We start from the raw sequence: 24,075 nt of genomic DNA, 5'->3' as shown, positions 1-24,075 counted from the left end.
TTCATAAATTATATAAATTTCTAGAGCTTTCTCTCATCTAAAATGCTTAATTTAAAGTAGTAACATTAACTATTCCACTTTTAAAGCAAACTATTCCTTCTTGATTACGAGCATTTACACTTATATCATAAGAAGTGTTTTGATTTAATCCTTTAATAGTAAAATTCTTGTTGGTAAGCAAAATCCATGTTGGAGTTGCTGTTAATGTACCATCTATTGCAACATACTGAGAACCAACTCTTATTTGATATCTTAATTTATTAACAGAATTAGTTTGCCAACTTATTGAAATTGAGTCTTTACCAATTTGAGTGACCTTAATATTAGTTGCACTTGGTAAATTATCTATATAATTTTGAATAGCATCTAGTCTACTTTGGAGTGTATCTCTATTATTATCTCCTTCTGGTAATAAATTGATTGCAGCTTGAGCTGCATCAACATCGACTTGCACTTTAGTACTTTCTGCATTTTCAACTTTAGTTGTAGAATAATTTAGGTTATCAATATAAATTTGAACTGCTGTTAATCTTGTTTGTAATGTAGTTTTTGGCATTCCATCTATTAGCATGGTAACTAATGTTTGTGCATAATCTAAATCTTTCTTTTGTTTGGTTACTTCTACTTTTGCTACTGCACTTGCAGCATTAGACAATTGTGTTTCATAAGTAATATGTGCCTGCACTGCATCTAATCTACTTTGTAATGAAGTTCTATTATTATCTCCCATAGGTAATAACTTAATGGAAGCTTGTGCTGCATCAACATTAGCTTGTGTTTTAGTCTTTTCTGCATTTGCTACTTTAGTTGTAGCATCAGCCACATTATTAATGTACACTTGCACTACATATACTCTTACTAGCAGTCCAGTTTTTTCTCTACTGTTTTCTAAAGCATCTACTAGATTTTGAGCTGCTGTTACATCTTCTTGCAACTTACTTGATTCCGCTTTCTCTACTGCACTCTTTGCATTATCTAATTGTACTTGAGAAGTGTCAGATATTTGTATTGCATTCAACCTATTTTGCAGCGCAGTTTTGTCATTTTCATTTGATAACGCTGTTACCAATTGCTGAGCTGCTGTTACGTCTTCTTGTAACTTCCTTGATTCTGCTTTATCTACTGCCTCTTTTGCTTCATTTAATGATTTCTCTTGAAATCCTTCTAAAACATTACCACCAAAAGCTATCTTCTCAGATCTTTTAAAATTTGAAGAACATGCATAAACTGCTCCATTTTTCATTATTATTAATTTCATCTGATTTGAATTATCATTATTTGATATAAAAGTTCCTATATTATCATAGTTAATATTCTTACTCTTTAAATCAACACCATTAATTAAACTTCCAACTCCATAAGTGGTATTATCTTGATTTACAATAAAGGCATTATTATTATCAAAAGCCCTAATCTCTTTAATTAAAGCTCCATTTACATTAGTTAAAACTGTAATTTTCCCATCATTATCTACAGTTTGAACTATACCATTTTTCATCCAAATAATATTATTCACAGCTGTTTTTATTTCACTCTCTAATATATTAGTAGTTCCCAAAGTATTATTATTAAGAGTATAAATTAATCCATCACTCATTTTAATAAACTTATTGGATAACACACCTTGAACTGAAGTTCCATTTGGCAAGGTAATATCTGTTGCTTTTCCTTTATCATTTAAATATTTCAAAGTTCCATCTTTCATTAAATATATAGTTGAATTATTCAAAGTGCAAGGAATTATTTGAAGAACATTACCCATATTAACACCAGTAGAAACTTCATTGTTATTAGAATCAAAGTACACTAAATCTCCATTTACCTTTTGAAATAAGAAGAATAATGCTTTTGCACTTTTATCTTTGTAAACAGTTGTTTTAACAAACTCCTTTTGTTTTAGTGGCAACACTTTTATTTGATTAGGATTTTTGTTACCTGATCCAACCCAACTAATTCCTCCCCCTGATACTGTATTTTCCGGAATAAAATAAAAGACAGATCCATCTTTAATATAAAACATAACAACAGGAGTTTGCTCAACCATTCCATATTTTACTTTATCAACTACTTTACCATTTAATATGGAATTATCATCAACTTTAGGACAAACAGCACCATACTCAACAAGATCGTACCTAGGTTGTACACGCAAACTTTCTTGAACAAAACCTCCAAAATATTTTAAAATACCATCCTTATCAATAGTAACAGCTGACCCATCTGGTAATACTTCTTTTATTGTTGGGTCTGTTCCATTACGCACTAGGCTCTTCATATCAAGGCTATAATCATCAAATTTATAACCTATTGGTTTATTTTCGTCATAATCTGATTTACCATAAATCATAGTAGCTAAAGAACCATATTCATTGAAATAAGATAAATTATTATCAGTTTTATTTAATATATACCTTGCCCCTAAATACCATGCATTTGTTATATTTATAGGTGAAGTTTCTTTAGAATTAGCAGTATCTCCTAGTCCTAATTCTCCATGAGCATTACTTCCTGAAGCCCAAATCTCACCATTATCCTTTATAAAAACACTATGATCACCACCACATATAATTCTTTTTACCTTATCTATAGATATCTGAAAAAATTTATAATGTGTATCATCCCAATTATATCCTAACTGTCCATTATTATTATATCCTGAGGCCCATACTGTCCCATCATTTTTTACTATTATTGTATGATTAGCACCACAACTAATATCTTTTACATTCTCCATTGATATTTTTACTGGTGTAAATTGGTTTATATAATTTTCTATTCCTAGCTGTCCTTTTTCATTATATCCTGTGCCCCATATTGTTCCATCATTCTTTATAAATATTGTATGATCGGAGCCGCACTTAACATCCTTTACATCTTCTATTGGTATTTTTACTATTGTAGTTTGATTTGTAGTATTTCCTAATCCTAATTGTCCTTTATCATTAGCACCACAGCCCCACACTGTTCCATCATTCTTTATAAATATTGTATAATCAGACCCACAAGCAACCTTTTTTACATTTTCTATGCCAATCTCATGGGGCCCACCCATATGAATAATTATATCTCCATCTGGAGTAGTATTATTAATCTCATTTCCTATTTGCCCCTTATCATTATTTCCACAGGCCCATACCGTTCCATCTTTTTTTATAAATATTGAATGGTTAGAACCACAAGCTATATCTGTTACATCTTTTATAGAACTTTGCATTGGAGTTGTTATTCCAGGATAGTATGAATATTGAAATCCATACTGATCATCACCACATTCATATACTGTTCCATCATTTTTAAGGAATACTGTATATTTTGAAGCACACTTTACATCTTTTACATTATCAATTGGTATCTTAGACTGAACTTTGTAATAATAACAAACATCCATTTCCCTGTAGCCTGTCCCTAATTCATAATTATCATTAGCTCCACAGCCCCATGCCGTTCCATCAGCTCTAACTACTATAGTATTATTTTCACTCATGCCTACTTCTTTTATTTCAGATTCGTATGTACTTGCATTTTCTGAAGCTTTAACATAAATAGGACTCTGAAACATAGCAGTACATCCACCTACAATTCCTAATATAGTCATTAAAACTAAATTTTTTATTAGTTTAGATTTTATTTTTTTCATAAAAAATTTCATTATTCTTCCCCCTTATTTTCATTCCGTATATTTTTTACATTTATAGTATATATTAGATAAATATTTTATTCAAATTCTATATTCATATAAGAGAATAAGTTTCACAAAAAAAGAGGCGTAAATGGTACTCTACCTGAAATTTCATTTATGCATTTAGCAACGAAAAGTGACCTAAAAGGCCTTGGCTGTTTTTAATATTCTAGATTTTGAAAACACCTTAAAGTATAGCGCATATATGTATAAATGCTAATAGATCAAGCTGAAATTGCTTGTATGAAACATTATTATTTTGTAACTTATTGACATTCATACCTTTTACTGATAATATAAATATGTAAATATTTAGGTATATAATTCCTAAGATCTTAGGTATAGAAGTAGCCATGGCCAGTTACTTTTATACCTATTATCATTTATAAATCTTTTTTAACGGAGGCGCCCTATGAACTATGATTACATCGAATCCCTTGTATCATTATGTAAATCAGGTGATATTAAATCTAAAGAAAATTTAATTAGTGAATTTACTCCTTTTATTATTAACTTTTCTAGTAAAGCATTTATAGATGGGTATGATTTCGAAGATATCCAAAATGAATGTTATATAACATTACTTCATGCAATAGAAATGTACAATCCTGTATCTCATAGATTTGTTGCTTACGCTACTAATGCTATAAAAAATTCCATTTATGCTATTGTAAAAAAATCTAATATAACTAAGCAAGTTCAAGGAATAAATACACTTACCTTTGACGGTGACCTTAGTTCACTAAATGCTAACTTCTTTAGTTCTTTTGAAGATAATCTAAACTATAAATATAGTTCTTCTAACTTCTTTCAATTAATAGATACCCTAACTCCTCCAGAAAAGGAGCTTTTAGTTTTTAATATGCTTAAGCAAAATAGTTTAAAATCTTACGCGAATTGGAAGAACATGCCTTGTTCTACAGTCAACAATAGAAAAATAAGCTTACAAAAAAAGCTAAAAAAAGTACTTAATTAATTCATACATTTCAAAAGTTCTACTAGTGTTTACTTTCTCCTCATCTTTACATTTATTTTTTTTATTTGGATAAACTATATATAAGTCCAATTTGAAAATTTAAAGATAGAGGAGAGAAAATAATGTCTACTAAAAAACACTTATATAAATTTTTATTAATTACCTGTGTAGCTTTAATAATTAATATAATCATTTGGTTTTATTTAGGCTCAACTAAAGCTTTAGAATTTCTTGGTGGATATATTATAGAACTAAGCCTTAGTGTTGATAATCTCTTTTTATTTTTATTGATATTTTCAAATTTTGGCATAATCCCAAAATATCAAAAAAGAGTTTTGCGTTATGGTATTTTAGGAGCAATTATATTAAGGTTTATATTTGTAATGCTAGGTATTGCTGTAATAAGTAACTTTAAGTGGATTCTAAATATCTTTGGTATATTGCTTATTTTTAGCGGTATAAAAATTATGATTAACAATGAAGATGATGTATCTTTTGAAAACAGCAAATTAATTAATATCCTTAAAAAAATAATGCCAGTCACTGAAGATCTCCATGGAGAAAAATTTTTTATAAGGATAAATAATGTACTTCATGCAACACCATTATTTGCCTTACTATTTCTAATAGAAGGATCTGACGTACTCTTTGCAATAGATTCAATACCAGCAATATTTGCAATAACAACTGATCCCTTAATTGTATATTCCTCAAACATTCTTGCAATATTGGGACTTAGAAATTTATATTTTCTTTTAGAAAAACTCCATAGCACATTTGAATATGTTAAGTACGGAGTAGGTCTAATACTTATATTTACAGGAATAAAGCTTGGTATTTCTTTTATGTACCATATACCTGTAGCTATTTCAATCTTTATAATTATATTTATTCTTACTGTTAGTGTAATAATATCTATAATGCTTACTAGAAAAAAATAGATTAATTAATCTATTTTCTAACTATGCAGTGCAAATTATTTCCTTTGAACTTTCTAGCTGTGCTGTTAACTGAAAAATATTCCTTTGATATCTCTTAATAATTCTTTAGACTCCAAATGTATAATTAATTCTTCAATTGTAGCTAAACTTGCTATAATACAAATTATATAACTTGAAATATTTATATTTAAAAATATATATGCAAATGGAAAAATAAATAAAAGAAACCCTGTTGCTTTATTGGCATAAGTATGAAGTATAACAAATTCATGAAATTTGCGGTATGAGATAATAATTGAAGCAATTTTACTAACAGCGATGAATATTACCCATATCCATATCTTCATCGGAATTATGATTTTTGCTAAAAAAATAATACTAAAAATCGCAAAAAAGACAACATCTCCAACACTATCAAGAAAGCTTCCAAGTCTACTAACTGAATTAATTTTTCTTGCAATATATCCATCAATAATATCACTAAATCCACATGCAGAATATACAATCCAAAACAATATGCTAAATGGTTTTAAAAAGAACAGGATTACAGACAACAATATTCTTAATAAAGATATGATATTGGATATACTTTTCATTTTGCTACCTCCAAAAATTAAAACACTATATATGTAAGTAATCTATTTATTAATCTTAAATTATTTTAAGTATTGTATATGCTTTCTCCTGTCCATTGATCAGTAAAGCAATTCTATGTTCACCAGGATAATGACGTCGGGTGGTTAAATCAGCAAAACTGTGTATCTTAATACCGCTAATATGTGCTCCTCCCTCTACAGTCTTATCCGACAACAAGAATAGTTTCCGTGATTTATTTCCTCTTGCCTTCACAAAGTCAATTCCATATTCAATTCTAATATGTGCCGATTCACACTTTGGAATATCAAGTTCATATCTAAACTCACAGCTTTCTCCAATCTTTATACTAGATAACCCCAGGGAAATTGACGCTTCTGTAATCTGCAACTTTTCAGCTAAAAAGTTTGTGTAGCCAAACAGTTTCATGGCTTCCAGATTCCCATTTCTAATCAAAGTACGACATCCCTTTCGCAAAATCCAATCTGTATAGGGATTTATATTAATCCATTTTTTCACTATATCAAGTACAACAATAGGATTATCTTTTGATATATCATTTAAATTGTTAGCAACACTTTTTCTTACATAAAGTGAAGGATCATTCTTAAGCTGTTCCAGTATATTAATAACCTGTGACGGATCTTTCTTAAATATTTGAAGAGCCATTCCCCAAGGTAGTCGTGGACGACTACCTTCACTAGCTAAGCGTCTAACATGTTCATTGGGATGCTTTGCCCAAATCATCATACGTTTCATAACACGATCTGGATACTTCACTATAAAAGGTCTTATCGCAAATTCCGAAGAAGACCTTTGAGTAAATCGTTCCAACGCTTTCATGGAAAGCTCCAAGTATTTCTCTTCTTGACCATATACCTCCACAAAATCTGGAAAGAACAGATATGGAAACCCAATACAGCTTTCATCAATTGAAAAAAGCACATTTAGTGCATCTCCATAACTCATTGGAAGGTGTTGCCCTAAAGTTTCTGTGATTCGTCTCATCCTTGCTTTTAGTGGGAGACTATCCCAATCACCAGTAATAATATCATCAGTAAAACCTTTTGGATCAAATTTGCAATATACATTATGAACCTTTTCACCAAATTCATGTAACAATTTTTCATTATATATGTCTTTCAGCTGTGCTCCCATAATCATATCCTCCTTTATTGTATTATTATTTTAACATTATAAATAAGACGACAATATGTCTTATTTATAATAAATTTCTATAAAGCATTTATTATAAGATAATTTGCACTTTTTCTAACAAAACATGCACAAAAAGAGGACAGCCATATGACTTGTCCTCTACTTCTTAAATAAATACTATTCTGGTTCAACACCACTTACAACTACCTCATCATACATTAAAACGATATGGTTATTATCCTTATATGAATAATCATCTTCTTGGTTAAACATAGACCAATCTGCATTTGCAAAACGTGTTTGACATTCAATAGTTCCATTAGCTCCTAAAGAATATTTTAAACCTTCAAAAGATATTTCTAAATAAGTATCTGCATTTTCAGTTGGCTTCTCTAGCTTAACAAATTTTCCTTTAATGCTACTTGTGGCATCTACATACCATGGTGAAGTTCTAAACACCATACTTGCATGATCACTGAAGAACTTTTGACTTGCCTTAGAATCGCTCTTAAAATAATAACGTATCTTAGCCCTAGATAAATCTACAGCTTCACTTCCAGTATTGGTTATTAAATAATTAGTGCCAACTGTATTTACTGTTGAATCATCTGTACTCTTTGTAATATCTAAATTTAAGCTGCAACTTACAGGATATTTTAACTTTAGCTCAGCTGGAACACATGGTTTTATACTTCCATCCTTTAAGGTTGCTGTAGCAGTAATATTTACTTTAACCAATCCATGTAAATTACTATCTGTAGGAGCTGTATATTTTACAGTACCCTTATTACCAGATACTTCACCTATCTTTTCATCATTTGCAAAAACTTCTATCTTTTCTACATCAGAATTTTCATCAATAGGTTCTATATTAATATCAGTTTCTGTTTCAGCTGAAGCTACATCTAATATCTTTCCTTCTTCAGGTATTACTATATTGGCCACTGGTGCTGGTGGTATTTTATAAATAACTTTAATGTTAACTGAACTGCTTAACACAGCTTTTCCGGTAGTAGTAATTGCTTTTGCTGTTAATACTACGTCTTTATTAAAGATATCTGAAGTAACACTTTCTGGAATGTATTCAATCGAATATGGCTCTTCCTTTGCTTCTCCTATCTTTTTATCATCTGCATAGAATTCTACATAATCAATCTTTTCATCATTAGCCTTTACATCTGTAGTTATATTTATTGGTTTCTTATTTTCACCAGTATAATCTATTTCTTGTTTATCTGTTGGTGTAACAATATTTATTGTTGCAGCTTTTGCTGGTTCTGTACCAAATACCTTTTTCTCACCTAAATACACTGATATATTATCAGTTTTAGTTAAGTCAGTAGTTGAAAGCCCTGTTCTACTCCAATCATTACTTGGATCCCAATGGGTTGTATAATTAGAATCCTGAGCTGCAACTAAAGCAAATTGAAGTTCTCTAGTTCCATGAAAGTTATCTCCATCCCAATCAATATCAACATAATAAACACCATTTTCCTCATCGTAAGCATATGGTCCATTTATTGCTGTAGCAACTGAATCCTGAGTTTTGGCTTGATCATACATTACTTGAACACTTAAATCCTTAATAGTTTGTCCTGCTTTTTGCATTTCTGAAATATTAAAGAAATATCTTGCTTTCAAGTTTGATACTTTATGTGGTGGATTAGCAGTATCATTGTTTACCCTAACTGTTACTTGAGTTCTTTCCTTATTTTCCTGTTCAACCTTTGCAGTTGTATAGAAAGGTGTAGTATCTTCTTCCTTTGGTGGGAAGTTTTTTACTGGCTCTTGCCCTTCACCATATATATCATAAAGTCCTGCAAGAGCTCCAACAAAGGCTGCATTATAATCAATAGCTACCTCATTATATACAAAATTTGTTCTAACATCCTCATGTTTATCTTCAAAATCTGGTCCTCCAACTAAAGCTCCCCATAAAGTATGCTTTGATTCTACTGGATTTTCCATACTATTTGTTACTGATCCATGAGATGCTCTATGATGTGGATACTTAGCTGAGCTTTCTGAATATCCAACTTCGTAACATCTATTTAAAGGATTATCTCCTAAAATATAATCCATTTGTGATTTTGCCCATTCTACAAATCCTTTATTAGGCTTGTATTTATTGTAGACCAAAGCACAAAGCTGAGCTGCTGTATTATATCTTGCAGATCCCCAAGTACTTATTACTCTAAAATTGCCTGGTGTTGGTTTTAAATAAGTTGCATCACTTGAACTTTCATGTTGAACACCTGACCAATACTCTGCATTCCATCTAAAGTAATACCAATGGTTTGGATCATTGGTTATAGGTGCAAGTTTTGCAAATACCCCCCCCCAAACTGTATCCCAAGAATGAACCCAAATATTTTGCCATGAATCTGCTTTACTGTGTAGAATCTTCTTAATATAACCTGTATAATTTCCACTTTCATCTACAGATGTTATGTCATTTATATAAGAATTTTCTCCAGTTGCAATATTTAGCCATACTGCTGCCCAAGAAAGTTCATCTTCATCTCCACCTGAGTTATAGTATCCTCCTGAGAAACCAAGGCCTCTATTATTTTGTGCAAATTTATATAATGCTTTAGCTGTATCTAAACATTTATTTGCATATTCTGCATCTTTATCCCTAAAGTTTAAATAATTTATTGCTAAAGAAGCAGCCGCACCTGCACTTTGATCACTGGCAGGAGTCTCTGATGTTGCAAAATATGCTGGTCTATCAGTAGTTTGTAATTCTGGTGATCCCCAATAACAGTGATCTGAATTTCCATCACCTACTTGATAAGCAAATGCTACGACATTTCCATCCTTATCTCTAAAAGTTGATTTTAAGAAATAATCATTAAACCATCTTAAAATATCTTCTATATGTTGTTGCTCTCCAATTCTTGCATAGGCATCTTTAAATTCATTATACCCCCAACCTAAAGTTGAAGCTGAATAACTTTGTGGTAGGCCAAATTTAACATGGTCACCTGCATCATGATACCCTCCACTTAAATCAACACAACCATCTTTATCTGGATCTAGTGTATCTATATTTGCATCGATAAACTCTTTAGACATGTTTGTCCCTTTTCCTTGATTTTCTCTAGGTACAAGTGGTATTTTAGCATCATCTAAGTGACAATCTCCTCTATAAGTTAGTTTATCATTTCCATTTACTTGGCCACATTTATTTGCATCATAAAAGTACATAGATAACTGAAAAGCCTTGGCGTAGTTGTAGGGTTCTTTGACTTTCTCTTCCTTTGATTCTACAACTTTGTTTGCATACTTTGGCAAAACCTCTCCTTTAGCTGGCATAGTAAATCCCACAACTGAAAATATAGGAGTTACTATTATAAGTGCTATTGCTCTTTTAATTTTTCTATAATTCATAAAATCACCTCCACTATTTTAATAAATTGTACCATTTACTGGTACAATTTTCTTGTTATCCTCGTAAAATCCCCACTTTATTCCTTATTCTACATTTCTCACTTAATTTAAGTATTCTATGACTGAAATAGAGATTTAAAAAGCACTTTTAATAAATTTACTTTTTTAGTCATTTATTGAAAAACTTGTATTAATTAAGTTTATAGTTGCATTTTTTTCATTTTTATAATTTTCATCCAAATATATTAAAAAAAATAATATTTTTAGCAGTATTCTATTGACAGTTTTTATATTTACTGTAAAATTATTTACAACAGTTGCAATTGTAATTTAATAGCAAATAAATATTATATTGGGGGTATTTTTATGAAAAAGAAAATTTTATCACTATTAATTAGTTCAACTTTAACTTTATCACTTTTACCTAATGTAGCTTACGCCACTGATTCGAAAATCGCGATATCAGACTCAAAAGAACAAATTTTGCAAAAGTTTCAAGGTTTAAGTGATAATAAACTAAAATACGATATCGATTCTTCAGAAGGAAAAGTATTTCTATCAGGAAAGTTATCGGATGAAGAAATAACAAATAACGATGATGCACTTAACTTTATTGAGAAAAACAAGGAATTATTTAATTTGGATAACGTACAAGATAATCTTAAGATTGAAAAATCCGAAAGAGATTCTTTAGGATTTACACACGTTAAAATGAATCAATATATTGATGGTATACCTGTTAAAGATAAATCTATTATTCTTCATTATAATAAAGATGGACAAGCTACTAATGTCACAGGAGACGTAGAAAATAAAATTTCAAGCATTTCTAAGCTAGGAGACAAATCCATAACAGAAAAGGATGCTATAAAAATAGCTGAAAAAGAATTCAAATATAAGGAATTGGCTTATGATCCTAAAGTAGAAACTGTAGCCTTCATTAAAGATGGACAAGCCTATAAAACTTATAAAGTAAATATTAAATTTTATGAACCTGAAATAACAAACTATGATGTTTATGTTGAAGCTACTTCAGGAACTATAATAAACAAAGAAGATAAAATTAGATACGACGGTGCTGCAAAAGGAACTGGCATAGCTGTTGATGGAAGTACTAAACCACTTAATATCTATTTATCTGGAAGCAAGTATCAGCTAAAGGATACTACCAAAGCTAGCTCTGGAAGTCAAATATTAACTTACACTGCTAACAATAGAGAAACTCAACCAGGTACTTTAATTACTAACAATTCAAGTACTTTCAATACTACTTCATTAAAAGCTGCTGTTAGCGCTCATTATTTTGCTGGAGTTGTATATGATTTCTATAAAAACTTATTTAACAGAACAAGTATCGATAATAGTGGTATGAATTTAGTATCTACAGTTCATTATGGTTCTAACTATAACAATGCTTTTTGGGATGGATCTCAAATGGTATACGGCGATGGTGATGGAAGCACATTTACTTATTTAAGTGGTGACTTAGATGTGGTTGGTCATGAAATGACTCACGGAGTTACTGAACGTACTGCTAACTTAACTTATCAAGATCAATCTGGGGCATTAAACGAGTCTATATCCGATATATTAGGAGTACTTATTCAAACATATGACAGATATAACGTTAAAAATGGCGGAACATGGGAATTCAATTCTTCTGACTGGGTAGTTGGAGATGATGTTTATACCCCAAATAAACCTGGAGATGCACTTAGAAGCTTAGCTAATCCAACATTATATGATCAACCAGATAATATGAGCGACTATGTAAATACTTCTTCAGATAATGGCGGAGTTCACACTAATTCAGGTATTCCAAACAAAGCTGCATATTTAGTAGCTCAATCTATAGGATGTGAAAAAACTGCAAAAATCTATTATAGAGGATTAACAGAATATATGACTTCTTCAACTAACTTCCTTGGATCTAGAAATGCATTAGTTCAAGCAGCAACTGACTTGTACGGTGCTAATAGTGCTGAAGTTTCAGCTATAAATAATGCATATGCAGCCGTAGGAATTGGTTCATCAACTGATACAGTTAAGGTAACAGGCGTTTCTTTAAATAGAACTTCTGCCACTCTTAATGTAAGCGGTACTGTATCTTTAAGCACAACAATTACACCTGCTGATGCAACAAATAAATCTGTTACTTGGTCAAGCAGCAACCCATCCGTTGCTACAGTATCTAATGGTCTTGTAACTGCAAAAGCTGCTGGTAAAGCAGTAATTACTGCTAAAACAGTAGATGGCGGAAAAACAGCTACTTGCGTTGTTACCGTTTCTGGTTCACAACAATCAGATTCCTTAAATGAAGGTTTTGATAATCTAGTTGGAACAAGCAGTTCTATATCATCAGGAATACCAACAGGATGGGATATTTCATCTGGTATAGGTGTATATACTACAAGCAGTAATTCTGGAAAATCAGCACCAGCTTTAAGATTAAACTCAGATGGAAGTACAGTTGTAACACCTAGCTTCGACCTTTCAGGTCAAGGAACTCTATCATTTTGGCTAAAGGGAAATAGCATATATTATTCAGAACTCCTAATTGAAAAATTTGATGGAACTAACTGGACAACTATTGATGATATTTCTGATTTTCCAAGTTACGGAGATACCTTAAGCTATGATCTAGATAAAAATACAAAACAAATAAGATTTACTTACTATAAATACTATGGTTATGTAGCATTAGATGATATAACAATTAAATAATTAGCATTAACATAATTATATTATTTATCACTTGCCATAAATCACAATAAATGAAGGTACAGCTAATTTAGTAACTGTACCTTCTAAATTTTCTATTTATATAAATATTCTCTTGTCATTTCTAATTCATTGTTATTTCCTTTTGAGAATAATATTTGGTGCAAATCTATCATTCCATTATGAAAAGATGCAGCACATGCACCTAAGTACAACTTCCACATCCTAACAAACCTTTCATCAAACATCTTTGAAATCTCATCTATATTATTATTAAAATTTTCATACCAACAAAGTAATGTTTTTTGGTAATGTCTTCTCAAACTTTCAACATCTAATGTATAGTAATTTAACTCACCTGCAATATTTATAATTTCTCTGAGACTTGGAATAACACCTCCCGGAAATATATATTTTTTAATCCATGGATCTCCTTGGTATTCTCTTCTTCCACTTATAAAATGTAATAGAAATAATCCTTTGTCCTTTAAAATCAAATCAACATTTTTAAAGAAAAGATCATAATTAGGACGACCAACATGTTCTATCATTCCAACACTTACAACTCTATCAAATTTCAAATTACTCTTTTTCAGATCACGATAGTCCATAAGTTCAACTTCTAAATACTCTTCCAAATTTTCTTCCCTAATTCTTTCTTTAAACTTTAAATACTGTTGTTCACTTAATGTAATTCCTAAACCATGAACTTTATATTTTTTTGCTGCTTCAATTAATAAATATCCAAATCCACATCCAATATCAAGTAAATTCATTCCCTCACTTAATTGCAACTTCTTTAAGATATGTTGAACCTTATTTTTCTGAGCTTCAAGCAATGTATCATTATTATTTTTAAAATATCCACATGAATAACTCATAGTATCATCTAACCACATCTCATAAAAATCATTTCCTATATCATAATGCGAAGTGACCTCTTTCTTTTGATTTTTTTTAGATGTAGAAGAAAACATTAATTTACTTAAAGCTTTTTCATCTACTTTAAATTCATCTAATTTACCTAATAAAATATCTAAAGCATTATATAAATCTCCTTCTTCCATCTCTATTATCTTATCCATATAAGCTTCTCCTAAAGCTAATGATGTACTCGTGATCAATAAATTTTTATCTATATTACCATTAATCCTAATTACAAATTTTGCTTTTCCTTCACCTATATTTAATACTTCTCCATCTTTAAATATAACTTTAAATGGAGTTTGATTTTCTTGTTTAAACAGTTTTTTAATTAGCATACTCTCTACTGACATGACTCTCACCTTCCATTTTCAGTCTTAATTATATATTGATATGCTTTATTTAAATATTCTATGAATAATACTCTTCCTTTTTCAAAGAATATTTATATAAATAGAATTATATATAAATATGTTAGGAGTGTTTAAATGAATAAAGAGAAAATTCCCTCAAATAAAATGTCAGGAGATTATCCTATACAAGAAATTCCCGTTCAAAACACATCAGGTCCTAGCGATTCTGATGTAAAAATATTCAAAAGACTGTATCTTCCAAATTCAAAAGCTAATTATTCACCTAGTGAAAAAAGCATTGAAAAAGCAAATGACTTAGAAAGTTTACCTTCTTCTAGAACTATTACTTAACAAAACTAACCCATGACAATTATTTTATTGTCATGGGTTTACATGCTTGGATAATAAAAAATTATAAAACATATAAATTTCTTTATATATTACTCCCTTTAATTGCTCCCTGATATTTCAACATTTTTGAATTTTATAGCCTTGGGGGTTGTAGAGGAATTATTATTATATATTTCCTTAGATAGTATTATATCACTTTGTAATTTCTTAATATTTGCAGATAATGATCCCCCCGTAAAAGGTATAACCTTATTATCTTTTTTTAATAAAGCCAATCTTATTTCTCCTCCAAAATCACCTGTCAAAGGATTCATTTGAAAATCTGAAAATCTTAAAATATGAATATCTCCTTCTTGAAACATTTCATCAACGCTTACAGATCCACCTTTTAATGAAGCACAATTATAATCCCCTGTTTTAGGTACATTTAAGTAATCTGCAAACTTAAAATCGCCATGTAAGGTTTTTAACTTTCCATCTTCTAATAAAACTCTATCTACTAGCTTTGTACCATTATCATCTACAGGAATACTAGAACTTAATATTAAGTTTAACTTATCACTTTTAACATCTTCTCCTTGTAATAAATCTCCAATTTTAAAATCACTATATTTATTATAAACAAATGATGTTCTAGATTGAGCTATATAATAATTTAATATTTCTATAACACTATCCCCTGATAGAACTAAATTATACTTTCCACTTTTTAATGGTTCACTACTTTTATCCCTGTAGTTTGCTGCTATCAATGCTTCCTTAACCTTTAAAGATAATTCTTCTCCAGGTAGGCTATCATAACTAAAGTTATTGTAAATTTCTATATCTTGATTCTCTATCCACTGTGTTATGAATTCACCTGAAACATTATATTTTACAAATGAAACATCGGCTCCTTTAGATGAGATTATTCTTTTATTATTTTTTTCCACAAATATTTCTGCTGAGTTAATAAACCCCTTATCTAAATTATCATATTTATATAATGATTTTTTCACTTCTATCGCATTTTCTTCTAAACTTAATTTACTCATATTATTTTTCTCTTTTATTACCCCCATAAATCCATCGGGAAGTGAATATGATTTATTTTTAACAAATGAAGCAGAAAAATACGCATCTTTTATTATTTTTTTCATTTCATCTTCACTAGTAAAAGCATGTATTTTTACAGTTGAATCTCCTTTATACTCTATTCCATTTCCAATAAAATTCTTAAAAACTCTAACACTATATTCTTTCAACTTTTTCTTTCTATTCATTTCCAAATCTTTTTTTATAAAATAAAGTTCTACAGCTTCTAATTGACTTTCTGTAATAATATATTCATCAATATTATTATTTTTAAGTTCCCTTAATATAACTTCTAACATTATAATACCTCCTTACCCTAATCTACATTTACATTTAATGTATGGTCCACCATCAGATACAACAACATATTCCTTATACCCTTTTCCACAATGTCCACAACCTGATAACTCAAAATCTTTTGACACCATTGAAACAGACTTTAACAAATCTGGCACATATCCTGTCATAATAACTGGCGAATATATTTTCCCAGTTAATTTTCCATTTCTTATCTCTCTTGCTATGTTAACCATACATTGAATACCCCAATTTTTAGGATCTTCCATACCACTTCTCATTTCATCTATTAAAAATCCATAATCTATCGACGCAATCATTTCATTTAATGTAGATTTACCACTTTCTATAAATGTATTTGTCATTCTTGTATATGCTTTTCTATGAAAGCTTTCTCTTCTACCATTACCTGTAGATTTTACCTTTAACGCATTAGCTGTCAACATATCATTAATTCCTGACTTTAATATACCCTTCTCTATAATTACAGTATCACTGGCTATTTCCCCTTCATCATCAAAGAAATATGAGCCATTTTCAAGAGCCGCTACTGCACCATCTCTCATTGTTACCAGAGGAGATGCTACATATTTTTCTATATAATCCTTTGATTTTGCCCTATCTTTCAAAAACATATCCATCTCTACACCATGTCCAAATGCTTCATGAGCTATTAATCCAGTAATAACAGGAGTGCATACAACATCGTATTCTCCAGAAATCATCTTCTCAGCTTTTACTAATTCTTTAGCTATATCTATTGCGCCTTCAACTTCTTCTTTTATTTCTTCCAATATTTCTACTCCCTTTATGCCACTAAAACCAGTGTATCTCTCCTTAATACCGTTATCAGAATTTATATATGGAATAACTACTGCCATGGAATTAATATATGCCTGCTCTAAATCTTTGTTTGATGAGATAAACATCTTATTTACAACTAGATAATCATACATAATAAAAATATCCAAAAGATTTTTTTCATATTTAAGTGCATTATCCTTAATACTTATTAATTCATTAATAATTTTTTCCGCACTAACTTTCTCTGGATGTATTTTTATATCTACACCTTTTGAAAAGAACATTTTTTCTTCAACCTTCTTTTCATATTTTATAGTATCTAAATTAGTATTATTTCTGAGTTTTGAAGCCTCTTTTATATTATTAAGCAAACTAGGAATTTCCTCTTTACTAATTTCATCAAAAGCATATTCAAAATATCCTTCACTGCAGTATACTCTAGCTAAAAAACCTCTTTCAGAGAAATATTCATCACCTAGCTCTATATTACTCTTGTCTACTTTATACTTTTTACCCTTAGAATCTGTTGCTAATATTGATGCATAATCATATTCTTTTAATAATTCTTTTAATAATTCTTTTAATAACGGTTTAACTTTTTTTAAATAGTTACTTATTTCTAACCTCATACCTTACCTCCATTTATCTTAAATATACAGACTTATCTTACTTATCCTTTTATAATTAAAATTGTAACATTTTTCTATTAATAAATAAAATATTTTAATAAACAACAATTATAAATTAGTTTTTTTCTAAAAATCTTTAAAATAGAAAGTAGGCTAAAACTTTTCAGCAAAAACTCACTCTTTTTTAATTAGTTCTAGGATTAATATTACAATTTCACCGTAAATTTCATTAAATTTGTATTTTTTATCACATACTAAACTTATAAGCTTGTGATATAATGTGATAAAAGTAACTTTGCTTTACGTAAGGAGGAATAATTTTGAATAATTTAAATGAAGAGTTGTTAAATGAAATAGAAAACTTTAGAGAAATAGGTCATAAATTTTTACAAGGAGAAGTTTCCGTTGCAAATTTTAAAAAAGTTTCTGGCGGAATGGGAGTATATTCTGAACGTAGCAAAAAAGAATTTATGATAAGACTTAGAATACCTTCTGGTATAACAAATATATCTAACCTAAAGTTTTTATGTAATTTAGCTGAAAAATATGAATTAGATAAAATACACTTGACTACACGAGAAGCTGTCCAATACCATAACTTATCAATAGACGACATATGTGGGATAATGAAAGATGGAATAGAAAATGGAATATATTCTAGAGGAAGTGGTGGAAATTATCCAAGAAATGTAGCTCTATCTCCACTTTCTGGAGTTGATAGATTAGAAGCTTTTGATGTTACTCAATATGCTTTAGCTGTAAATAATCACTTTTTAAACAAAATAACATCATATAAATTACCAAGAAAACTTAAGGTATCTTTTTCAAGTAGTGATGCAGATTTTGGACACTGTACCGTTACTGATTTAGGGTTTCTAGCTACCAAACAAGATAACAAAGAATATTTTAAAGTTTTTATGGCTGGTGGCCTTGGTCGAAATCCTAAAACTGCTATTGAATATGATGAACTTATTGAACCAAGCAAGGTTCTTTACCATATAGAAGCTATGACTAATATGTTTATAGCTGAAGGTGATTATCAAAATAGAGGTAAAGCTCGTATAAGATACATACTAGAAAGAATGGGCAAAGATACATTTATTCAAACCTATAAAAAACATTTAGAAGAAGTTATGAGTAAAGAAAATTTAGATTTAATAGTAAACTCAAAAGAATATCTAAAAGAAGGAAAGAAAATAGATATTAAACATCCAAGATTATATGAACAAAAACAAGATGGATTATACAGTGTATATTTCCATCCAATTGGCGGTCAAATATATATTAAAGATTTAAGAAAACTATTAGATTCATTAAAATCAGTAGAAGATTTAGATATAAGACTTACAATGACTGAAGGCATTTATTTTAGAAATTTAAATGGCGAAGAAGCTAAGAAACTACTTTTGCTGACTCAAGGACTTGGTGGAGAAACTTCTCTTGAACAAAGTGTATCTTGTATTGGCGTTCCAATATGTCAAGTAGGAATTTTGCAAAGTCAAAAAACTTTAAATGAAATAATTAATTTCTTCAAAGAAAAAGGATATACAAAAGATATACTTCCAAAAATCCATATATCTGGCTGTGGAAATTCATGTGGTGTTCATGAAATAGTTGATATTGGTTTCACAGGAAAACGTAAAAAAGTTGATGATACTATAGAAGATGTCTTTGAACTTCACATAAATGGATCATTTGGAAATAACAATGCAAAACTTGGAAAAATATTTGGTGATATACTAGCAAGAGAAATACCACATTTTCTATATGAACTAGCATTACTTATTGAAAATAGAAATATTAATTTCTATGAATATGTAAATTCTTATGAACCAGAACTACTTGAACTAGTATCCAAATATGCTAAATAATTAACTTTTTCCCTAATCCAACAAACCTATTAACAGCAAATAATTAGTTAAATTGAAAAAATACATCATAATAATAGAACTACCGGGATTTAACCAGTAGTTCTATTTCTATTGTTACCTATTATATATCTTATATGAAAATTGTTTTTTGATTAAAAAAATATTAATCTTAATAGAATATTACTAAATGAAATCAATCTTATGCTAATATAGATATATAGCTTAATTCATTCCATAGATGATAAGAAAAACTTTTTTTAAAATATATGAGGGATTTATGAAGAGAAAAAGAAAAAATAGAAGCAAAACAAGACTTACACTGTATGAAAGAATTAAAAGAAAAATACTAACAACATTAAAGAGATTAATATTTCTATTCTTGATTGGATGCATTGGAATTATATTATTACTTATTTTTCATAAAGATGATACTATCAAATTGAATGATACAGAAATAAAACTTTATATAGATTCTGCAGATAAAATAAGCAAAGGAAAACTTCAAGTTAATTGGAAATATTTAGCTGCCATTGATTATGTAAGATATAAGAAAGATATTTCCAAATCAACCGATGTCAGCATTCAAGAATTGGGACAAACTTTCTTAGAAAATACCTCCAAAGAAAATAAATATAAACTTCTAAATTTGGAAGACGGACTTAAGAAATTATCTTTTACTGATTCTGAAAAAGAAAAAGCTTATAAATATGTAGAACAGTTGGATTCAATCGGTTTAGTTCCAAATAACTTAAGAAAAGATTCTTCCAGTAGAAAGTTTATTGATGAACTTTCTCCAAAAGCAATTGAATTATATAATAACTACGGAATCCTTCCTTCAATTACAATATCTCAGGCTATTTTAGAATCTAATTGGGGAAAATCTGATCTTAGTGTCCAAGCAAATAATCTTTTTGGTATAAAAGCCGATAATAGTTGGAAGGGAAAAAAAGTAACCATGACTACATCAGAATATTATAATTCTGTTATAAAAGACAATTTTAGAAGTTATTCAACTAAATCAGAATCTTTAGATGATTATGGTAAATTTATTTTAAATAATAAGCGTTATAAAGAAAATGGTGTTTTCAATTCTTCACAGTATATTGACCAAGCTCAGTCTATGGAGAATGCTGGATATAGCACAAAGCAAGATGAAACAGGAAATAACATTTATGCCGATTTATTAATAGACATAATAAAAGAAAATAATTTACAGCTTATTGATAGCAAGGTGCAAAGTCAAAGCTAAAATTCTGCTGTTCTTTGCACCATGGACTAAAAGCAAATATTACCTTTTCCTAATAAAAAAATACTTATTACTTTACGCAGCAATAACTTCCTCTTTACTTTTCTTATTACTAAATATTTTTAAGGCATACATTAGTGAAGCTGATACTAGTGATAGAATAAATATTAATGTCCATATAGTTTTACTTCCATAGTTTTCAATATACGCTCCCGATAATGAAGTGCTTAATGCTGAACCTAAAAACCACCCTATATTTGAAATAGCATTTAGTCTAGCTCTATAATTACTTGGACTATTATTGGCTAAATACACACCTGAACTTATAGAACTTAATATCTCCCCAATAGTCCATATTGTTGTTGATAAAATAAATAACGCAAAACCACTAATGTAGGACATCATTCCAAAACCTATCGCATATGCAATTCCTGCAAAAACCATGTTTGTTAACTGGTGATTCTTTTTAGTTAAAGCAGTTACAAATACAGTTAATAATATTACCGTTAATGCATTTATGCTCATTAGATATCCAAAATACTTAGCACCATTTTCATTAAACTGATCATTTAATGTTATAGGTAATGCAAATTTGAAATGGCTATAAATATAACTATACATTGCACTTAAAATTAAAAACATTAATAAATGAGGTCTTTTCCAAAGCATCTGAAACGTATTTCCTTTCTCGGCTTTTTCCGCCTTATTTTCTACTACAACTTTCTTGCTTCTTGAATAAGTTTCTTCTACATTTCTCCATATTAAAAATACCGCTATTAATGATGTCATTGCATCTCCAATAAATAGCATAGGTAAGAAATTATTAAATAAAAATCCTGCCATAATAGGTCCTATAGAAACCCCTAAATTTATTGAAAGATATTGAAGTGAAAAACCTGCTTGCCTTTGTTCTTTACGCAGTATATCAGTAGCCATTGACTTAAAGGCAGGACGTATAAATCCATTAAAAAACGTGCTTACTAATAGACACACCACTGTTATTGATACGTTTTTAGTAAAAGCACAAGGTATTAAAGCTAATGCTGATGTACTTTGAGATAGTATGTATATCTTTTTTCTTCCAAACACATCTAATACTTTTCCACCAATAATAGATGCAGGTATACCTATAACTGACGATAAAGTAACTATAATTCCAGAAGCTGTAGCCGTCATACCTATTTTTTGAGTAAGATATAATGCAAGGAATGGTACAACAAAATCCCCAAGCCTGTTAATAAGATTAGCAAAACATAAAATATACATCTCTTTAGGCAACCCTTTGTAATTGTTAATATACTCTTTCATTTGTAAAACCCCCTGTTCATAATAAATTTTACCTCACTGTACCACTTAAATCAAAATATTCCTAATTAATAATTTTTCCCCTTCTTAATTAATATATTACTTGTATAAATATTCGTTGTTTAAGAAAATTTATAAATTCTCTTCCTTTACAAATCAGTAAAATCAATCCTAAAAAATCATGTTATTTTTCAAAAAATTTTATATTCATTTTCATATTTTTTTAATTTTTCTCTATAATAAATAACAATTTATCAAACTTTCCTTGTTGCAAAATGTAAAATTAATTGCTAAAATCATAATATTGTGTAAATAATAGAAATGAGGGTTATTATGGAACTTAGACAAAAAAATGATGATATTAGAAATGAAGTTTCAAAAAAAATGAAGCACCCACCAGGATTATATATGTTATTTTTTACTGAGATGTGGGAAAGATTTAGTTATTACGGTATGAGAGCATTACTTATAATGTATTTAACTACGGAATTCGTCAAAGGTGGTCTTGGGGTAGACAAAGTTTCAGCTATGAGTATTTATAGCTCTTTTGCAGCTCTTGTATACCTTACCCCATTAGCAGGTGGCTATATATCAGATAGATATATAGGACATAGAAAAGCTATTACTATTGGTGGAATTATAATGGCTTTGGGACAATTCACCTTATTTTCAAATCAAAGTACAACCGCATTGTACATAGGATTATTTTTACTTATTATTGGTAATGGTTTCTTTAAACCAAACATTTCAACTTTAGTTGGACAACTATATCCAGATGGAGATAAACGAAAAGATTCTGCTTTCACAATCTTCTATATGGGGATAAACTTAGGATCATTTTTAGCTCCTCTTGTATGTGGTACTTTAGCTGAAAAAATAATGGCTACAACACAAGGTGGAGAAATTATTCATTATGGATTCAGATATGGTTTCTTAGCTGCTGGTATTGGTATGGTTATTGGACAAATTTTATTTAACACCTTATCAAACAAATATCTTGGTGACTTAGGAAAATTGCCAGTAACTAAAGAAAAAAACAATATGGGTGAAAAAGTACAAAATAAACCATTAACTAAACAAGAAAGAAACAGAACTATAGTTATATGTATATTAACAGCTTTTGTTGTTGTCTTCTGGACAGGCTTTGAACAAGCCGGAAGTTCACTTACTATATATACTCAAGAGTATATAAATAGAAATATTGGAGGTTGGGAAGTACCGGTTTCATGGTTCCAATCACTAAATCCATTCTTTATAGTTTTATTTGCAATACCTGTATCAAAGCTTTGGTACAAACTAGCTTCAAGAGAAAAAGGAGATTTAAGTATCCCTCAAAAAATGGCTATAGGTATGATTATGCTAGGTATAGGGTTCTTGCTTATGGTAGGAGCTGTTATGCAAAGAGGTGGAAATGTAGTTGATACTGCAATAAAAGCTAACATGATATGGCTTGTAGGTGCTTATTATCTTCATACTATGGGAGAACTTTGTTTATCCCCAGTTGGGCTTTCCATGGTAAGTTCATTAGCTCCAGCAAAATTCGCATCATTCTTAATGGGAATTTGGTTACTAAGCAGCTTTGTTGCAAATAAATTAGCAGGAGTTGTTGCTGCATATACTGAAACTTTAGGACACTTAGAAATATTCGGAGGAATAGCTGTCATTTCAATAGTTATAGGTTTAATTCTATTAACTTTAAATAAGAAGTTAACAAAAATGATGGAATAATATAAAAAATAAGCTATATCGCAATTGCTTG

General features: G+C 29.6%; 14 protein-coding genes and 1 pseudogene. 7 read left to right on the top strand and 8 right to left on the bottom strand.

Going from position 1 to position 24,075, the window contains the following annotated elements; genetic code table 11:
- Positions 1-46: 46 nt before the first annotated feature.
- Complete coding sequence (locus tag H9661_RS11040) at positions 47-3,649, bottom strand: RCC1 domain-containing protein (protein ID WP_191768794.1); 3,603 nt, start codon at positions 3,647-3,649, stop codon at positions 47-49.
- 442 nt (positions 3,650-4,091) lie between these two features.
- Here H9661_RS11040 and H9661_RS11035 point away from each other — a divergent pair, with 442 nt between their 5' ends.
- Both H9661_RS11035 and H9661_RS11030 read left to right on the top strand, forming a co-directional pair.
- Positions 4,092-4,655, top strand: a complete 564-nt coding sequence (locus H9661_RS11035) for a sigma-70 family RNA polymerase sigma factor (RefSeq protein WP_143317680.1) — start codon at positions 4,092-4,094, stop codon at positions 4,653-4,655.
- A gap of 116 nt (positions 4,656-4,771) precedes the next feature.
- Positions 4,772-5,596, top strand: a pseudogene (locus H9661_RS11030) (TerC/Alx family metal homeostasis membrane protein); the annotation flags it as partial.
- Between the two features lie 65 nt (positions 5,597-5,661).
- Here H9661_RS11030 and H9661_RS11025 read toward each other — a convergent pair.
- The 3 genes from H9661_RS11025 to H9661_RS11015 all read right to left on the bottom strand — a co-directional run bounded on the left by H9661_RS11025 (position 5,662) and on the right by H9661_RS11015 (position 10,741).
- On the bottom strand, positions 5,662-6,192 hold the full coding sequence (locus H9661_RS11025; RefSeq protein WP_191768792.1) for a CDP-alcohol phosphatidyltransferase family protein: 531 nt from the start codon (positions 6,190-6,192) through the stop codon (positions 5,662-5,664).
- 55 nt (positions 6,193-6,247) lie between these two features.
- The gene (locus H9661_RS11020) at positions 6,248-7,348 is read right to left on the bottom strand and encodes a DNA alkylation repair protein (protein ID WP_191768790.1); all 1,101 of its coding nucleotides are present in this window, start codon (positions 7,346-7,348) and stop codon (positions 6,248-6,250) included.
- Positions 7,349-7,525: 177 nt separating this feature from the next.
- Positions 7,526-10,741 (bottom strand): glycoside hydrolase family 9 protein, encoded by a 3,216-nt coding sequence (locus H9661_RS11015; protein ID WP_191768788.1) that lies wholly within the window; start codon positions 10,739-10,741, stop codon positions 7,526-7,528.
- A gap of 366 nt (positions 10,742-11,107) precedes the next feature.
- Between H9661_RS11015 and H9661_RS11010 the strand changes: the two genes are divergently transcribed.
- Positions 11,108-13,465, top strand: coding sequence for a M4 family metallopeptidase (locus H9661_RS11010; RefSeq protein ID WP_191768785.1), 2,358 nt, complete (start codon positions 11,108-11,110; stop codon positions 13,463-13,465).
- Positions 13,466-13,557: 92 nt separating this feature from the next.
- Here H9661_RS11010 and H9661_RS11005 read toward each other — a convergent pair whose 3' ends face one another.
- A complete protein-coding gene (locus tag H9661_RS11005) occupies positions 13,558-14,739 on the bottom strand; it encodes an SAM-dependent methyltransferase (protein WP_143317675.1) in 1,182 nt (393 codons plus the stop codon).
- Between the two features lie 135 nt (positions 14,740-14,874).
- Here H9661_RS11005 and H9661_RS11000 point away from each other — a divergent pair, with 135 nt between their 5' ends.
- Entirely contained in the window at positions 14,875-15,090 is a 216-nt protein-coding gene (locus H9661_RS11000; RefSeq protein ID WP_143317674.1) for a hypothetical protein, read from the top strand.
- A 98-nt stretch (positions 15,091-15,188) separates the two neighbouring features.
- Here the strand turns inward: H9661_RS11000 and H9661_RS10995 are convergent, their stop codons facing one another.
- The gene (locus tag H9661_RS10995) at positions 15,189-16,463 is read right to left on the bottom strand and encodes a metallopeptidase TldD-related protein (RefSeq protein ID WP_143317673.1); all 1,275 of its coding nucleotides are present in this window, start codon (positions 16,461-16,463) and stop codon (positions 15,189-15,191) included.
- 12 nt (positions 16,464-16,475) lie between these two features.
- Positions 16,476-17,894 (bottom strand): TldD/PmbA family protein, encoded by a 1,419-nt coding sequence (locus tag H9661_RS10990; protein ID WP_143317672.1) that lies wholly within the window; start codon positions 17,892-17,894, stop codon positions 16,476-16,478.
- Positions 17,895-18,214: 320 nt separating this feature from the next.
- Between H9661_RS10990 and H9661_RS10985 the strand changes: the two genes are divergently transcribed.
- Both H9661_RS10985 and H9661_RS10980 read left to right on the top strand, forming a co-directional pair.
- Positions 18,215-19,765 (top strand): nitrite/sulfite reductase, encoded by a 1,551-nt coding sequence (locus H9661_RS10985; protein WP_191768783.1) that lies wholly within the window; start codon positions 18,215-18,217, stop codon positions 19,763-19,765.
- 277 nt (positions 19,766-20,042) lie between these two features.
- Complete coding sequence (locus H9661_RS10980; protein WP_143317670.1) at positions 20,043-21,014, top strand: glycoside hydrolase family 73 protein; 972 nt, start codon at positions 20,043-20,045, stop codon at positions 21,012-21,014.
- Positions 21,015-21,086: 72 nt separating this feature from the next.
- Here the strand turns inward: H9661_RS10980 and H9661_RS10975 are convergent, their stop codons facing one another.
- Positions 21,087-22,319 (bottom strand): MDR family MFS transporter, encoded by a 1,233-nt coding sequence (locus H9661_RS10975; protein ID WP_191768781.1) that lies wholly within the window; start codon positions 22,317-22,319, stop codon positions 21,087-21,089.
- A 330-nt stretch (positions 22,320-22,649) separates the two neighbouring features.
- Here H9661_RS10975 and H9661_RS10970 point away from each other — a divergent pair, with 330 nt between their 5' ends.
- Positions 22,650-24,044, top strand: a complete 1,395-nt coding sequence (locus H9661_RS10970) for a peptide MFS transporter (protein ID WP_143317668.1) — start codon at positions 22,650-22,652, stop codon at positions 24,042-24,044.
- Positions 24,045-24,075: the final 31 nt, after the last annotated feature.

Source organism: Clostridium cibarium (assembly GCF_014836335.1).
Lineage (GTDB): Bacteria > Bacillota > Clostridia > Clostridiales > Clostridiaceae > Clostridium > Clostridium cibarium.
This window is presented reverse-complemented; position numbering and strand designations above follow the sequence as displayed.

Bases quoted from the DNA above. Each gene is read 5' to 3' on its own strand.
- H9661_RS11040 (WP_191768794.1), bottom strand. From the start codon at position 3,649: ATGAAATTTTTTATGAAAAAAATAAAATCTAAACTAATAAAAAATTTA.
- H9661_RS11035 (WP_143317680.1), top strand. From the start codon at position 4,092: ATGAACTATGATTACATCGAATCCCTTGTATCATTATGTAAATCAGGT.
- H9661_RS11025 (WP_191768792.1), bottom strand. From the start codon at position 6,192: ATGAAAAGTATATCCAATATCATATCTTTATTAAGAATATTGTTGTCT.
- H9661_RS11020 (WP_191768790.1), bottom strand. From the start codon at position 7,348: ATGGGAGCACAGCTGAAAGACATATATAATGAAAAATTGTTACATGAA.
- H9661_RS11015 (WP_191768788.1), bottom strand. From the start codon at position 10,741: ATGAATTATAGAAAAATTAAAAGAGCAATAGCACTTATAATAGTAACT.
- H9661_RS11010 (WP_191768785.1), top strand. From the start codon at position 11,108: ATGAAAAAGAAAATTTTATCACTATTAATTAGTTCAACTTTAACTTTA.
- H9661_RS11005 (WP_143317675.1), bottom strand. From the start codon at position 14,739: ATGTCAGTAGAGAGTATGCTAATTAAAAAACTGTTTAAACAAGAAAAT.
- H9661_RS11000 (WP_143317674.1), top strand. From the start codon at position 14,875: ATGAATAAAGAGAAAATTCCCTCAAATAAAATGTCAGGAGATTATCCT.
- H9661_RS10995 (WP_143317673.1), bottom strand. From the start codon at position 16,463: ATGTTAGAAGTTATATTAAGGGAACTTAAAAATAATAATATTGATGAA.
- H9661_RS10990 (WP_143317672.1), bottom strand. From the start codon at position 17,894: ATGAGGTTAGAAATAAGTAACTATTTAAAAAAAGTTAAACCGTTATTA.
- H9661_RS10980 (WP_143317670.1), top strand. From the start codon at position 20,043: ATGAAGAGAAAAAGAAAAAATAGAAGCAAAACAAGACTTACACTGTAT.
- H9661_RS10975 (WP_191768781.1), bottom strand. From the start codon at position 22,319: ATGAAAGAGTATATTAACAATTACAAAGGGTTGCCTAAAGAGATGTAT.
- H9661_RS10970 (WP_143317668.1), top strand. From the start codon at position 22,650: ATGGAACTTAGACAAAAAAATGATGATATTAGAAATGAAGTTTCAAAA.